Below are 14452 nucleotides of genomic sequence, written 5' to 3'. Positions count from 1 at the left end.
GTCATTCGTTCAATTCAAGCGATACGGAGGTCCGGCTACGCTTGGTCGCAAGATCGTAGTGGGATGGGGGAATGCGGACCGTGACAACGCTGAAGACTTCGGTCGATATAGCCTCGATCCGCCTTCCCGAAAGTGATCATACTGGATCCCCTGGCTTTCACCTTCTTGCTGATCTTGTTGTCAGGGAAACGGGTATTTATGCCCTTCCCTCAACCGCCTCGATATTGAAACCACCTCCTCCGGGCGATCGATAAGATCACGAATCGCAGCCGGATTGCCCTGGTCGATGATGCCGTAGACCGGCGTTCGCGCAGCGCGGCGGTCGGTCAGCGACAGTTCGTCGGCCGGGCTGATCGCATAGCGATTCACCTCGTCGATCACCTCTTCCAATGGTTCGCCGTGGAAGACGAGCTGGCCTCGCGTCCAGGCAATCGCGTCGTCAACGTCGACCATCTCCGTCTGGCGGATGAAGCCCACGCGGGCGCCCCCCTGCACCGTCGTTCCGAACGCCACGCGTTCGCCCTTACGCGCGAGCTTGGCGACCGACGTGGACCTGTCCTGTGGATCGGCCGAGACGGTGACACGTACCGTCCCGTCGGTGATCGAGACGTCCGCCTCGCGGCGACCGATGGTGACGCCGAAGGCGGTGCCGACCGCAGTAACCGCACCAAACCGCGTCTGCACGACGAACGGACGACTGCGGTCGTGCGCCACCTCGAACAGGGCCTCGCCCTCCTCCAACAGCAGGCCGCGGCGGGCACGGGCGAAGCGGACGCTCAGCGCGGTCTGCGCACCGAGTGTGACGGTAGACCCATCAGCCAGGCGGATCACCCGCCGCTCCCCTCGCCCCGAGACATAGCGGACGACGGTCGCATCGGCGGCGCCGTCCGGCATCCTTGGCTGCGGATTGCCTCCCACCGTCAACACCAACGCAGCAGCGATCGTCCAGCCGAACCACATGGGGCGGCGAGACGGCGTGTGGTTCGCAGCGGGACGCGGCTGCTCGCCCAACCAGTCCCAGAACGCCTGCCCCTCGGCGCGGTCGTCGGGATGGAGCGTGTCCGCGCGGTCGCCGAGCAGCGCGTCGAACACCGCCTCACGGCGCTTCCCCAGATCATGGCGGCCCAAACCGTGGCGGTCCGAGTCGTGGCGTTCGCTCATGGCGCCACCTCGCGCAGATGCGCCAGCCGATCGTACAGGTGGCTCACGGCATGGGTCAGGTGTTTCTGGACCATCCGCGGACTGATCCCCAGCGCGCGCGCGATATCGCCGGTACCCATCTCGTCGAACCGCCGCATCAGAAAAATCGCCCGCGCCCGCGGACTAAGTTCAGCCAGCGCCACCTCGAGCGCCCGCTGCAGGTCGACAACACGGCGGCGCTCTTCCTGACGTGGCGCGATCGACGGGTGCAGGTCATCGGTCAGCGGCACAAGGGCCGTATGCCGCCGCCCCCGATCGGCGATCAGGTTCGCGGCGATCCGGAACAGATAGGCCTGAGGCTCATCCAGCGAACGCAGGCGCGCGGTGGCGATCAGGCGCGTGCACGCTTCCTGCACCAGATCCTCGGCCTCGTGCGGATCGAGTATGCGCCGCGACACGAAGGCGCGCAACGCGGCGCGATAGGCCGCGAAAGGCGCGTCGCTACCGTCAGCCTGCCCTCGCCCGTCAACAACGACGGCCTTGTTCGCATCCTGCTGCATCCTCGTGCGTCCCCCTCGCCTCTATGACGTGCGTCCACATCATTGGCGAACCGAAAAATTAAACATTGCAGAAAAATGTCGCGTTCGCGGTTCGCATCTGTGTGGTTGTTGCGTCGAAAGAAGCGGGGGCAGCGGAAAGCTGCGATACCGATCCGGGGGGACGACCAATGATTAGAACCTATCGGCTGCTGCTGTCCGCGTGCGCTACGGCGATGATCGTACCGACCTCAGTCGTGGCCAAGGAGCAGCGCACCGTCACGATCGACGTGCCGGCCGGCCGCCTCGACGAGGCACTGCTGCGGGTCGCACGTCAGGCGGGATTGCAACTCGTCTTCACCGATCCTGCCGTCGCCGACCGGCGCGCACCGAAGATCAACGGCCGCTATACGCCCGGTGCTGCGCTCGACCTCCTGCTCGCGCGCAGCGGTTTCGGCTGGCGCTATACCGGGCCACGAACGGTGCGTGTCGTGCCGCTCGACACCGCCTCGCTAGCGCCGGTCAACTTCGTCCAGGCGACGGCCCCGGCACCTCTGCATCAGGTCGTCGGCGAACGCCTCGCGCCATCCAATACCGCGATCGAAGCCGCGGTGAACGCCGATGGGGCCGCACCGGCATCCGACATCGTCGTCGTCGGTTCGCAGATCAAAGGCGCGAACAACGTCGCCGCGCTGCCGGTAACAATCGTCGACGAACAACAGATCGCCGCCACCGCCGCGGTCAGCGGCGACGAACTGTTCCGTTCGATCCCGCAACTGGGCGATGTCACCTTCAACAGCTCGTACCTGCCCAACAGCTCGAACGCGGCGCGCGGCGACGTCGGCTCGGTCAATTTGCGCAATCTTGGTGTCGGCAACACATTGGTGCTGCTCAACGGCCGCCGCGTGGTCAACCACCCGACCAGCCGCGCCGACGACAACCTGGTCCCTGTACTCACCTACAATACCAACGCGATCCCCGTGTTCGGGCTGGAGCGGCTGGAGGTGCTGCGCGATGGCGCCGCCGCCATCTATGGCTCGGACGCGGTGGCCGGGGTCGTCAACACTGTACTGCGCACCGATTTCAACGGCGTGCAGATCGAAGGCCAGACCGGCTATCCCGAACACACCAGCCAGACCGAGAACACCCTCTCGCTGCTGGCAGGGACCGACATCGGCCACGGGCGCGGCAACATCACCCTGTTCGCCAGCTATACCGATCGCACCCCGCTGCGCAGTTCGGAACAGGATTACACCGCCTCTGACGACAAGAGGCCGCTGTTCGTCGGCACCCGGTTCGCAGGCGCGACCGCGCTCGACGGCCGGTCGTCGATCACCCCCTGGGGCTCGTTCCAGACGGTCGGCAACGTCCAGGTTCGTCAGGGCACCATCGCGCTGACCAACGCATCGGGCCAGTTTCACATCCAGCCGCTCACGAACAGCGGCTGTCAGACCAATGCGACTACGGGCCTGAAGAACGGCCTGTGCATCGATGACGGCACCAACACCGCAGCTGCGGACCGCAATCTGCGCTTCGACCCGCGTGCGGCCTACGACACCTACATCATGCCCTCGGTCGAGCGGCTCAACCTGTTCGCCAACGGCCATTACGAACTGACGCCGGGTCTCGAGCTGTTCGGTGAGGCGGGCTATTACAAGGCGACCACCGACAGCATCCAGTCGCCGTCCGGCACGCTCAGTTCGCTGCCGATCATCGTGCCGGCCAGCAACTACTATAATCCGTTCGGCCCGACCGTGCTCAACGGCGCCGCCAATCCCAACCGCCTGCCCGGCATCAACGCACCCGCCAGCGGCCTCGCGGTCACGCTGTCGAGCTACAACGTCGCGGATGCCGGTCCCAACCTCGTCCATGTCGAGAACGACCAGTACCGCGTGCTCGCTGGCCTGCGCTGGGACTGGCTCGGTTTTCAGTGGGAAAGCGCCGCGCTCTATTCGGAGGCGCAGGTCCGCGACACGTCGGACGGGATCAGCTCGACGCTGCTGCAGCGCCAGCTCGCGCTGTCGACGCCCGACGCCTACAATCCCTTCAACGGCAGCGACCTGTCGAACCCCTCGGGGCGCGACACCGTGCAGATCAACGCCGCCGCACTACAGGCGATCCGCATCAAGACGACGCGCTTCAGCAAGGCGACGCTGGCGCTGGCCGATGTGAAGCTGTCGAACGCAGCCCTGCTGACACTGCCCGGCGGCAACCTCGGCCTCGCCCTCGGCGCGGAAATCCGCCGCGAGACGCAGCTCGACGACCGCGATCCGCGCGTCGACGGTACGACAACCTTCACGGACAGCGTCAGCGGGATCACCTATGGCTCCGACCTCGTCGGCACCAGCCCGTCGCCCGACACCAGCGGCCGCCGCATCGTCGCCGCGGCCTACGCCGAACTGGCGGTCCCCATCGTCGGCCCGTCGATGCATGTGCCACTGGTCCGCAACCTCGAATTCCAGCTGGCCGGCCGCTTCGAACATTACAGTGACGTCGGCTCGGTCGCGAAGCCCAAGATCGCCGGTGCCTGGGACGTGATCCGCGGCATCCGCCTACGGGGCTCCTACGCCGAAGGGTTCAAGGCGCCCAATCTCGAACAGATCAATGCCCGCGTCGTCACCCGCTCGAACACCCGCGTCGACTATGTCCGCTGCGAAGCGCAGCTCCGGACCGGCGCGATCAGCTCCTTCGCCAATTGCAGCCAGTCGTTCGCGATCAGCGCCCAGCGCGCGGGCAATCCGGACCTGAAGCCCGAAACCTCCAACACCTGGAGCGCAGGCGTCGTGCTGGAGCCGCACTTCCTCGACACGACGGTCGGCCGGATCACGCTGACCGCCGACTATTGGAACGTGAAGCAGAAGGGGATCGTCGGCATCTTCGGCGAAGGCAATGCGCTGATCGCCGACTACCTCGCCCGCGTCGGCGGCGGCACCAACGCCAATGTCGTTCGCGCGGCGCCGACCGCAGACGATATCGCACTCTTCGCCGGATCGGGACTCCAGCCAGCGGGCCGGGTACTCTACGTCAAAGATCGCTACGTCAATTTGCTGCCGCAGCAGGCGTCCGGCGTCGACCTCGGCTTCAACTGGCGGCTGCCCGACTTTGGTGCGGGGCGGCTGACGCTGTCGGCCAATGCCGCCTATCTCCGCCGCTTCTTCCTCGAACCCTCGCAGCCGATCCAGCAGCTCATCGACGCGCGCGCCGCCGGCACGATCAACGCCGGTACGTCGATCGCCGATGCTGGCGACCTCGTCCGCCAGAACGGCAAGCCGCGCTGGCGCGTGACCGGAACCGCGACATGGAGCTACCGCCAGTTCCAGATTGGCGGCTTCACGCAATATACCAGCGACGTGGACGACACCGGCCTGATCGATTCGGCGGGCGCGGCCTGGCTGATCGAGGATCAGATGACCTACAACCTCTACGGACAGGTCAGCGTCGGCAACAAACAGGAAGGACGGTATCGCATGCGGATCGGCGTCAGAAACCTCACCAACGCAAAGCCACCGCTGTCCTCGAACGGGTTCCTCGGCTCGCTCTATAACCCGTACGGCCGCTACTGGTACGCCAACATCCGGGCGTCGTTCTGATGCGCATGCGCCCTTTTGCCCTTGTCGCGCTGCTCGTGCCATCCCTCGTGGCGGCGCAGGAAGAAGAGCCACAGGCCCGCTCGCCCTCGGGCGGCGACATCGTCGCCTATGACCAGATTCACAAGCCGATCGTTGGACGCGGCGGCATGGTCGTCAGCCAGAACCGGATCGCGGCGGCGGTCGGTGCCGACATCCTGCGCAAGGGCGGCAATGCCGTCGACGCGGCTGTCGCAGTCGGCTTCGCGCTGGCGGTGACGCTGCCCCGCGCCGGCAACATCGGCGGCGGCGGCTACATGCTCGTTCACATGGCGGCGAAGGGCGGCAAACCCGCGCAGGACATCGCCATCGACTATTACGGCCAGGCCTCCCGTCACACGACCAACGACCTGCTGCTGGGCCCTGACGGCAAGGTCGACGCGAAGAAGGTCATGTCGATGAAGGGCATCGCCATACCCGGCACGGTCGCCGGACTGTGGGAAGCACACCGCCGCTTCGGTTCGCTGCCCTGGGGCACGCTGATCGCGCCGGCGATCGCGATGGCGGAAAAAGGTGTCGTACTGTCCGATGACGAGGCGCAGGCACAGGCCGCGCAGCGCAAGCTGATGGCCGACGATCCCGCTGCGATGGCGACCTTCTTCAAGCCCGATGGCAAGGCCTATGCCGCCGGGGAGACGTTTCGCCAGCCGGACCTCGCCACGACGCTGGCGACGATCGCTGCCAAAGGGCGCGACGGCTTCTACACCGGACCGCTCGCCGAAAGGATCGCGGCGGGCATCCGCGCTGGCGGAGGCATCATCGATGCGGCCGACCTCGCTGGCTATCGGGCGATCGTATCAACGCCGATCTGGTCGAGCTACCGCGGCAGGCGCATCGCCTATATGCCGCCGACCGCATCGGGCGTCAGCGTCGCCGAGGGCATGAACATCCTGGAGACCTTTCCGGTCGCGGAAACAAAATGGGGCAGCGTCCGCCAACCTCCATTTGCTGTCGGAAACGATGAAGATCGTCTCAGCCGATCGCCGGCTGGTCGGCGGCGGCCCTGACTGGCGAACACCCGCGGTGGGCCTGGCCAGCAAGGGCTTCGCGGCCGAACGGGCGAAGTTGATCCAGCCCGACCGATCGCTCGGCAAGGATGACGTACCCGACGGAAATCCGTACCCTTACGAGAGCCGCGACACGACGCATTTCTCGGTCGCGGACGCTGCGGGAAACGCGGTCAGCAACACCTATACGCTCTCGGCCTCCTATGGGGCGCACGTCGTCGCGCCAGGTACAGGGATCCTTCTCAACAACTCGCTCGGCAACCTCGCCTGGGGCCGGCGCGGCAGCCCGACCGAGCGGCGCGCAGCCCTGCCCGTCGCCAACAAGCGCGTGGGATCGACGATCACGCCGATCATCGTCTTCGATGGCGATCGCCCCTGGCTCGTCACCGGCACGCCCGGTGGCGGCTATATCATCGCGACGATGGTGCAATTGCTTTCCAACGTCATCGATCACGGCCTCAACGTCAGCGAGGCCGCGGAACGGCCGCGGATCAACCAGGGCGGCGGCGATGCCGCATTGGAGCTGGAGGAAGGCTTTTCGCCCGACATCGTGCCGATGCTCGAAGCGAAAGGGCATAAGGTGCGCCGGTCGAACACGATGGGCTCGATCCAGTCGATCATGGTCGATGGCGATCGCTTCCTCGGCGCCGCCGACACCCGCCGCCCCGACGCCGCCGCCATTCCCGTCCGTTAGGAGCATCGCCATGTACCGTCCGCCGAACGCCGGGCTCCCCTAGCGGACGTCGATGCCTGCTCGTCCGATCTTGCGGAAACGGCGCGGCGGTCAGTAACGCCACCGAGGTCGGGTACCAAATTCACTCCGCATCAAACCGCCCCCTGTCACTCATTCATCGACAAGCTGGGCGTACTGGCGGGCACTGAGATGGCCGTTTTGATCGACCCGGCTGGGAAGACACAGTCATCCACTGAGCCGCCCCGCCGTTCGAGCCAGGCCAGTAAGCTGGCGCGAGCGCCGGGCAGCAGTTCGAACTGAACCGGTCGGGTGGATTTTGGAGCCCTTCTTGCGCTTTGCCCGGTCATAGCCAGCACGCTCGCCGCTTTCCGGCGTGGAGCGCAGGATGCGGCTGTCGATGATCGCGGCGCTGCGCTCGGCCTTATGCCCTACGGCCCCTCTTAACACAGCCCGCAGATCGTCTACCATCGCCTCGAAGCACCCAGCCGCCAACCAGCGTTGCGTTTGCTGGTATACAGCCGCCCAAGGCGGCAGGGCGTTCGGCATCCATCGCCACGGCACGCCCGTTTTCACGATGTAGCGCAGGCCGTTGAACACCTCGCGCAGGTCATGCTCCCGCTGACCCGCGTCCTCTCGCTGCAACAGCAGGTACGGCACGATCAGCGACCATGCCTCGTCGCTGACGTCAGATGGATACGGCTTGCGGCAAACACTCATCCAACGCCGGATGAAATCAACAGCTCTTCCAAGTCCATAACGGCCTCTAGATCATCTTGAGGGCGATCCCGAACTCGCGTTTGTCCAGTTTTCCGTCATGGTCACGATCGGCCATATCGAAATGCTCCAGCAATTCATGGCCAGCGGGAATTTCAGCTTTGGCAATATATCCATCCTTGTTTCTGTCATATTTTCTGAAAGCCTGATCGACGACGTTCGCCTTCGCATCGGCCATGGCGGTAGTGGGGGCAAGCATGAGTATGATGCCGGTCAGTCGGAGGAATGTCTTCATCGCTAATCTCCTTGGAAAAACTGTTCAGAACCAGCTGTTGAGGCCGAGGACGAGGCGTCCTTCGAAAACGTCATGGCCCGCGAGCCGCCGGTAATCGGCGGTATGACCCGCAGATCTTTTGTAGGAATAACCCAGATAGGGGGCGACGGAACGCGTCGCGCGATACCGCAGGCGTATTCCCGTTTCGATCGAAGACAGCCCCGCGCCCTGCATTCGGCTTCGATCGTTCCTGCCAAAGGCGCGAAAGCCCGCCACGGGTTGCAGGATCAGGCGGTTGGTCAGCAGAAGGTCATATTCCGCCTCGGCACGGAGCATCGTCTGCCCATCCGTACTCAGATATGCCGTCGCCGATATGTCGAACATATAGGGAGCCAGCCCCTGGATGCCGATCGCCGCCCAGGTCTGATCGGTCTTGTCGATCCCGAAATCCTGTCGGATTCCGCCCACCACATCCCACCAGGCCCCTTTTGCATGGCCGTAGAGCAACTCGACGTCCCCGCGCGTCTTGCCGCCCTCGCGTTCTCCCGACGATCGCACCCAGAGGCGCTGCACATCGCCGCCCGTCCAGGATGTCAATTCCCAGGCGAGGCCCACCCGGCTATCGTCGTTCCAGCTTTCCAGCCGATCGAGATTGACGAGCGTCACACGTGGCGCATCATGCGCGTGTTTGCTCATCACAACCGGGAAGGCGGCCGCCCGATCCGCCTGGGTGGGGACGGGTATGGAGCTTTTGGGGATGCCTGGCATGGTCGGTAAGGGCGATTGTGTCGCGGGCGTCGGGGTTGCCGCCAATGCATCCGACGCCGTGGCCGTCGTCATAGCCCCCTCCCCCCCATGATGGTGCTGCGCCGTGGCGGCGGATGCGACAAGCCCGGCAAGGGTCGCGGCAAATATGACGGGCGCCCTCATCGTCCCGCCTCTTCCACCACGACTTCGCGCATCATGCCGCCGTCCATGTGGTATAGAAGGTGACAGTGATAGGCCCACCGGCCCAGCGCGTCGGCGGTCACGCGACAGGACCGCCGTGATCCGGGCGCTATATCCACCGTATGCTTGCGGACCTGGAACGCACCATGGTCGTCTTCCAGGTCGCTCCACATCCCGTGAAGGTGAACGGGATGGTGCATCATCGTGTCGTTGACGAGGACCACCCTCAGTCTTTCGCCATAATTGAACCGCAGCGGTCTGGCATCCATGAAGGGCACCCCGTCAAACGCCCATGCGAAGCGCTCCATGTTGCCCGTCAGGTGGAGTTCGATCGTACGCCCCGGATCGCGGCCGTCGGGATCGCCATCCAGACTGTGCAGGTCGGCATAGCTCAGGACCTTGGTCTCGCGATCACGCAGGCCGACGCCGGGATCGGACAACCGGGGTTGCGCCACCATTGCCTGCATATCGACATAGGTGCTGTTCCGCTCGGTTCGCGGATGACTTACCGGCCCCTTCAGAACTGGGGCATCGCGACGTTCGGCGACGAAACCGGCATAGCGATCCCGCTTGCCGTGCGCCGCGTGATCCATGCCCATGTCCTTCATCGCCAGGATTGGGCGCGGGTCGAGCGGCGGGACTTCGGCTCGCAGGCCGGGTCGGCTCGTCAACGTACCACAGGCGAAGCCGGTACGCCCTATATCCTGGGCGAACAGCGTAAAGGCATCCTGTCCGACGGGCTCAACAATGACGTCATAGGTTTCGGCAACCCCGATACGCAGTTCGTCGACCGTGACCGGATGCACATATTGCCCATCGGCCGCGACCACGGTCAGCTTCAGGCCGGGAATGCGGAAGTCGAAATAGCTCATGTTCGCGGCGTTGATGAGCCTTAGGAGAACACGCTCGCCCTGGCGAAACCCGGCCTCCCAGTTGGCGGCGGGGGTATGGCCGTTCATAAGATAGGTGTAGGTCAGGCCGTTGACATCCGACAGGTCGGTCGGCGTCATCCGCATCCCCCCCCACATCTTGCGATCCGCCACGGTCGCATCCCAGCCATAATTGCGGATGTCGGACAGGAAGTCGCCGACGGTGCGCCGGAACATATTGTCGTAGGACGGCATCTTCTTGAGCCGGCTGTAGAGCGCGGCTGGGTCCAGATCGGTCCAGTCGGACAGCACGACGACATGCTCGCGGTCATAACGATAGGGCGCAGGCGCAACCGGATCGACGATGATCGCGCCATAGAGTCCGGCCTGCTCCTGGTGGAGCGAGTGGCTGTGATACCAATAGGTGCCTGCCTGCCGCAGGTGAAAGCGATAGAGATAGGCCTGGCCGGGATAGATGCCGTCGAAGCTCATTCCCGGCACGCCGTCCATGTTGGCGGGCAATTGGATGCCATGCCAGTGCAGCGAGGTCTGGACATGGCCCGGCAGGCGATTGGTCACGCGCACCGTGACAGTATCGCCCTGTCGCCAGCGCAGGGTCGGGCCCGGCAGGCCGCCGTTCACCGTGATCGCGGGGCGATCCCGGCCGGTGAAGTTGACGCGCGTCGCACCGATGTCGAGCGCAAGGTCGGGGCCGGTCAGCATCTGGGGAGCATGGCTGGCGCGGGGGGAAGTCGCGGTAGCGGCGCTGGCGCGGCCGGCGACGGAAAGGCCCACCGACAGCCCCAGTCCCTGGGCTAGACCCTGGACGAAGCGCCTGCGCGATACGTCGGGCAATGCCGCCCCTCCGCACCCTGCGGAAGAGAATAAAGTCATGGAAAGCATCCTGATTACGGCCGATCCCCACGAAAGGCGGGGAATGGCGGATCACGTCCGTTTCTTCGGTCGGATCAACCTAGGATGGGAGGGCGCAGCAGAAGCGGACGGGGCGCGCGTGCCACCGCGAAACCGTGATACCCTTCGAAGATGGCAAGGGCGAACACTCCCCGCCGTTCGAAGCTATCGCTACCGAGCAGGAAAACCTGCGGGACTTGCACCGTACAGCAGCCGAACTTGGCCTTATCCGCCTTGCCGTCCTTTGGGGACGGATCATGGCTGGACGTGATTCTCGCATGATCCGTCATGGCAATATCCCGCCCTGCCGCTGCCGCATCATGGCAGTTGGCGGTGGCCGTCATCGTCATCGGTATCGCGAGCGTCCGCATCGGGACGTGCGCGGCGGCATTGCCGACCGACCCCATGGTCAGGCCCAGCAAAATCAGCATCCTCACAATGATGGGGAAACCGGCCAAGACACATCCCGAAGCTGCGATTGTGGTGACGAAAACGGTTCTTTTTCGTCCAGAGCACGGCCGACATATCAGGTTGCGCCGGTTTTTCGCAACGCACCAACCAAGATTTCAAGAGAATATTTGCAGGAGACCAACTCTGGACCATAGTCCCGACATTTAGTCATAACACTGAAAAGGGATAATATTCTTCCGTCGCCGCCATGCAAGATCGCGACACGTTCGATACAGTTCACGGTTTTTGCGCACGGCATCGCGGCATGATCGTTCCGCAACCGCGAAATTACCGTTGACTCTGGAGTATGGTCCAAGCGTTAGGCTCTGCCCATGTCGATTCGGAACCCATCCCGGACAGCGCCGCTCCTGACGATCGGGGTGCTTGCCAAGCTGGCAGGCGTGGCGGTCGACACCATCCGCTATTACGAGCGTGAGGGCCTGTTGAAACCGCCGGAGCGCAAGGCATCGGGGTATCGTCAATATGACGAGGCGGCGGTCGAACGGGTTCGTTTCATCCGCCGCGCCAAGAAGCTGGGCTTTACGCTTGGCGAGATCAAGAATCTGCTGCTGCTCGAAACCGACCGGGAGAACGGTGTTCTGGGCGTCAAAATCCGGGCGCACGAACGAATTCACGAACTGGACATGCGCATCGCGGAGATGATCCGAATGCGCGATGCGCTGAAGGAGTTGGCCGAAGCCTGCCCCGGAACCGGCGAACCCGAATGCTGCCCGATCCTGTCTGCGCTGCACGGAGATGCGGACCGGGACGACACGCCCGGCGAAGCGGATGAGCCACCATCCTGCTGCCATGGTGGAACGCAACGAATTAGCTAACGAGGTCGGTTCAATGTCGGAAGAAAGGGCGGTCGCCCTCAACCTGCCTTTGCGGGGTATGTCCTGTGCGGCATGTGCGATCACGATCGAAAAAATTCTGAACCGGCTTTCCGGTGTCCAGGCGCAGGTGAATTTCGCCACCGAGCGCGCGCATGTCCGCTATGATGCCCGGCAGGTTTCGCCCGCTGACATGGTGGCCGCGATCAACCGCGCGGGCTTCGAGGTGCCGCCCGAAACGGCGGTCTTCGACATCACGGGCATGAGCTGTGCGGCCTGTGCGGCTGGGATCGATGGCATCCTGAAGAAGACCGATGGCGTGGTTGGCGGCGGGGTGAACTTCGCGTCCGCCAAGGCGCGAGTCGATTATATCCCGGGCGTGATCGACGTTGCCGGGATCGCGAGCCGGATCGCCAAGGCCGGTTTCGGGGCTACCGAGGCGCGTGACCTGTCCGCCGATGAATTGGCTGCCAAGGAAAAGCGCGATCAGGCAGCCTGGCGCCGCGAATTGGGAATGTTCCTGGCGTCCCTCGTCCTGACGCTGCCGCTGTTCGCGCAGATGGCGGTGATGTTCGATCCCAGCCAGATGGCACATCTGGTGAAGGGCCATCATGTGGAAATCCTTTCGCGCTGGACCCAGTTCGCGCTGGCCACACCAGTGCAGTTCTGGATCGGCGCACGCTTCTGCAAGGCGGCCTTCAAGTCGCTTCGCTCGGGCACGGCGAACATGGACGTGCTGGTCGTGCTCGGCACCAGCTTCGCCTATCTCTACAGCGCGGTGGTGACGCTGTTCGATATCATCGAACTGCACGTCTATTTCGAGGCTTCGGCCTCGATCATCACCCTCATCCTGCTCGGGCGGCTGCTCGAGGCGAATGCCAAGCGCAAAACATCGTCCGCCATACGCGCCCTCCTCAACCTCAAGCCCAAGACGGCGAAGGTTGAACGCGACGGCGTGATCGTCGAGGTCGATGCCGGAACCCTGCTGGTCGACGACATCTTCGTCGTCGCGGCTGGCGAGAGCGTGCCGGTCGATGGCGAGGTTCTGTCCGGGCGGTCGAGCGTCGATGAGGCGATGCTGTCCGGCGAGAGCCTTCCCGTCGCGAAGGAGGCGGGTTCGAAGGTCTTTGCGGCGACGGTGAACCAGAATGGGATGCTGCGGGTGCGCGCGACCGGGGTCGGCGCGGACACGATGCTGTCGCAGATCATCCGCATGGTGGACGAGGCACAAGGATCGAAGCCGCCGATCCAGCAGTTCGTGGACAAGATCGCAGGTATCTTCGTCCCGGTCGTCGTCCTGATCGCGCTCGCCACCCTGGTGGTGGCGTGGATAGTGACAGGCGAGTTCCAGACCGCGCTCGTCAACGCCGTGGCGGTGCTGGTCATCGCCTGCCCCTGCTCACTGGGGCTGGCGACACCCACCGCGATCATGGTCGGAACCGGTTTGGGGGCGAGGCACGGAGTCCTCATCCGCAACGCCCAGGTGCTGGAGCGCGCACGCGGCCTGTCGACGCTGGTCGTCGACAAGACGGGCACGCTGACCCAGGGAAAGCCCGAAGTCACCGACATGCTGGCCGCTTCCGACTGGGCCGCGAAGGACGTGCTTCGCCTGGCCGCCGCGCTCGAGCAGGGATCGGAGCATCCGCTGGCCCGCGCCATTCTGAAGAAAGCGGCAGACGAGGGGATCGTACCCGAGGCCGTCGACCAGTTCGATACCGTTCCTGGCAAGGGCGTATCCGGCATGGTCGGCAACCAACGGCTCAGCCTGGGTTCGCCCGGCTGGATGACCGAACTGGGCATGGCGATCGGACCGGACCTCGCGACACGGGTCAACACGGTTCAGGCGCAGGGCAAGACCGTGGTCGGACTGGCCGTCGACGGTGTCGCTGCCGGCTTCATCGGGATCGCGGACCAGATGCGAACGACTTCGGTTGAGGCGGTACGCAGCCTGCGGTCGATGGGCATCGATGTGGTCATGCTGACCGGCGACAATCGCCATACGGCCGAAGCGATCGCGGCTCAGGCCGGGATCGACCGCTTCGCGGCGGAGGTCCTGCCGCAGAACAAGGCCGAGGAGGTCCGGCGGCTCCAGGGGATCGGCGGCACGGTCGGAATGGCGGGCGATGGTATCAACGATGCCCCTGCCCTGGCCCAGGCCGATGTCTCGTTCGCGATCGGTGCGGGCTCCGACGTGGCGATCGAGGCGGCCGATGTCGTGCTCGTCCGTAACGATCTGCGTGGTGTACCGACGGCGGTCGAACTGTCGCGCGCGACACTGGCCAAGATCCGCCAGAACCTGTTCTTCGCCTTCATCTACAACGTGTTGGGCATTCCGCTCGCCGCCTTCGGGCTGCTTAACCCGGTCATCGCCGGAGCGGCGATGGCGATGAGTTCGATTTCGGTGGTCAGCAATTCTTTGCTGCTGAACCGCTGGAGGCCGCGCTGACAT

At 64.5% G+C, this 14452-nt stretch carries 11 protein-coding genes and 2 pseudogenes; 5 read left to right on the top strand and 8 right to left on the bottom strand.

The window, feature by feature from the left end; genetic code table 11:
• Positions 1-180: 180 nt before the first annotated feature.
• Entirely contained in the window at positions 181-1161 is a 981-nt protein-coding gene (locus QE385_RS01115; protein ID WP_307098224.1) for a FecR family protein, read from the bottom strand.
• The gene (locus tag QE385_RS01110) at positions 1158-1700 is read right to left on the bottom strand and encodes an RNA polymerase sigma factor (protein WP_307098222.1); all 543 of its coding nucleotides are present in this window, start codon (positions 1698-1700) and stop codon (positions 1158-1160) included. Before QE385_RS01110 ends, QE385_RS01115 begins: the two co-directional genes overlap by 4 nt.
• Before the next feature lie 167 nt (positions 1701-1867).
• Between QE385_RS01110 and QE385_RS01105 the strand changes: the two genes are divergently transcribed.
• The 3 genes from QE385_RS01105 to QE385_RS01095 are packed head-to-tail and all read left to right on the top strand — an operon-like array spanning position 1868 to position 7003.
• Positions 1868-5266, top strand: coding sequence for a TonB-dependent receptor (locus QE385_RS01105; RefSeq protein ID WP_307098220.1), 3399 nt, complete (start codon positions 1868-1870; stop codon positions 5264-5266).
• Positions 5266-6309 carry a gamma-glutamyltransferase gene (locus QE385_RS01100; protein WP_307098218.1) on the top strand — a complete coding sequence of 348 codons (1044 nt, stop codon included), beginning with the start codon at positions 5266-5268 and terminating at the stop codon, positions 6307-6309. Before QE385_RS01105 ends, QE385_RS01100 begins: the two co-directional genes overlap by 1 nt.
• Positions 6263-7003 (top strand): gamma-glutamyltransferase, encoded by a 741-nt coding sequence (locus tag QE385_RS01095; protein ID WP_307098216.1) that lies wholly within the window; start codon positions 6263-6265, stop codon positions 7001-7003. The genes QE385_RS01100 and QE385_RS01095 overlap by 47 nt, the downstream gene beginning before the upstream one ends.
• Before the next feature lie 153 nt (positions 7004-7156).
• On the opposite strand, the pseudogene QE385_RS01090 reads toward QE385_RS01095, so the two are convergent.
• The 6 genes and pseudogenes from QE385_RS01090 to QE385_RS01065 all read right to left on the bottom strand — a co-directional run.
• Positions 7157-7320: pseudogene (locus QE385_RS01090) on the bottom strand (integrase); the annotation flags it as partial.
• Positions 7313-7720, bottom strand: a pseudogene (locus QE385_RS01085) (transposase); the annotation flags it as partial. The pseudogenes QE385_RS01085 and QE385_RS01090, both read right to left, overlap by 8 nt.
• Before the next feature lie 46 nt (positions 7721-7766).
• Positions 7767-8012 carry a hypothetical protein gene (locus tag QE385_RS01080; RefSeq protein ID WP_307098213.1) on the bottom strand — a complete coding sequence of 82 codons (246 nt, stop codon included), beginning with the start codon at positions 8010-8012 and terminating at the stop codon, positions 7767-7769.
• Between the two features lie 24 nt (positions 8013-8036).
• Positions 8037-8687, bottom strand: coding sequence for a copper resistance protein B (locus QE385_RS01075; RefSeq protein WP_307098211.1), 651 nt, complete (start codon positions 8685-8687; stop codon positions 8037-8039).
• Positions 8688-8917: 230 nt separating this feature from the next.
• Positions 8918-10702 carry a copper resistance system multicopper oxidase gene (locus QE385_RS01070; RefSeq protein ID WP_307098208.1) on the bottom strand — a complete coding sequence of 595 codons (1785 nt, stop codon included), beginning with the start codon at positions 10700-10702 and terminating at the stop codon, positions 8918-8920.
• A 74-nt stretch (positions 10703-10776) separates the two neighbouring features.
• Positions 10777-11178, bottom strand: a complete 402-nt coding sequence (locus QE385_RS01065) for a hypothetical protein (RefSeq protein ID WP_307098205.1) — start codon at positions 11176-11178, stop codon at positions 10777-10779.
• 324 nt (positions 11179-11502) lie between these two features.
• Between QE385_RS01065 and QE385_RS01060 the strand changes: the two genes are divergently transcribed.
• Complete coding sequence (locus QE385_RS01060; RefSeq protein ID WP_307098203.1) at positions 11503-12006, top strand: heavy metal-responsive transcriptional regulator; 504 nt, start codon at positions 11503-11505, stop codon at positions 12004-12006.
• 13 nt (positions 12007-12019) lie between these two features.
• Positions 12020-14449 carry a heavy metal translocating P-type ATPase gene (locus QE385_RS01055; protein ID WP_307098200.1) on the top strand — a complete coding sequence of 810 codons (2430 nt, stop codon included), beginning with the start codon at positions 12020-12022 and terminating at the stop codon, positions 14447-14449.
• Positions 14450-14452 lie beyond the last annotated feature (3 nt).

This window comes from Sphingomonas sp. SORGH_AS_0950 (assembly GCF_030818415.1).
Taxonomy (GTDB): domain Bacteria; phylum Pseudomonadota; class Alphaproteobacteria; order Sphingomonadales; family Sphingomonadaceae; genus Sphingomonas.
The sequence above is the reverse complement of the archived record's forward strand: the minus strand, read 5'-3'. Positions and strand labels throughout refer to the sequence as shown.

Coding starts and splice junctions, on each gene's coding strand:
- QE385_RS01115 (WP_307098224.1), bottom strand. CDS start 1,161: ATGAGCGAACGCCACGACTCGGACCGCCACGGTTTGGGCCGCCATGAT.
- QE385_RS01110 (WP_307098222.1), bottom strand. CDS start 1,700: ATGCAGCAGGATGCGAACAAGGCCGTCGTTGTTGACGGGCGAGGGCAG.
- QE385_RS01105 (WP_307098220.1), top strand. CDS start 1,868: ATGATTAGAACCTATCGGCTGCTGCTGTCCGCGTGCGCTACGGCGATG.
- QE385_RS01100 (WP_307098218.1), top strand. CDS start 5,266: ATGCGCATGCGCCCTTTTGCCCTTGTCGCGCTGCTCGTGCCATCCCTC.
- QE385_RS01095 (WP_307098216.1), top strand. CDS start 6,263: ATGAAGATCGTCTCAGCCGATCGCCGGCTGGTCGGCGGCGGCCCTGAC.
- QE385_RS01080 (WP_307098213.1), bottom strand. CDS start 8,012: ATGAAGACATTCCTCCGACTGACCGGCATCATACTCATGCTTGCCCCC.
- QE385_RS01075 (WP_307098211.1), bottom strand. CDS start 8,687: ATGAGCAAACACGCGCATGATGCGCCACGTGTGACGCTCGTCAATCTC.
- QE385_RS01070 (WP_307098208.1), bottom strand. CDS start 10,702: ATGACTTTATTCTCTTCCGCAGGGTGCGGAGGGGCGGCATTGCCCGAC.
- QE385_RS01060 (WP_307098203.1), top strand. CDS start 11,503: ATGTCGATTCGGAACCCATCCCGGACAGCGCCGCTCCTGACGATCGGG.
- QE385_RS01055 (WP_307098200.1), top strand. CDS start 12,020: ATGTCGGAAGAAAGGGCGGTCGCCCTCAACCTGCCTTTGCGGGGTATG.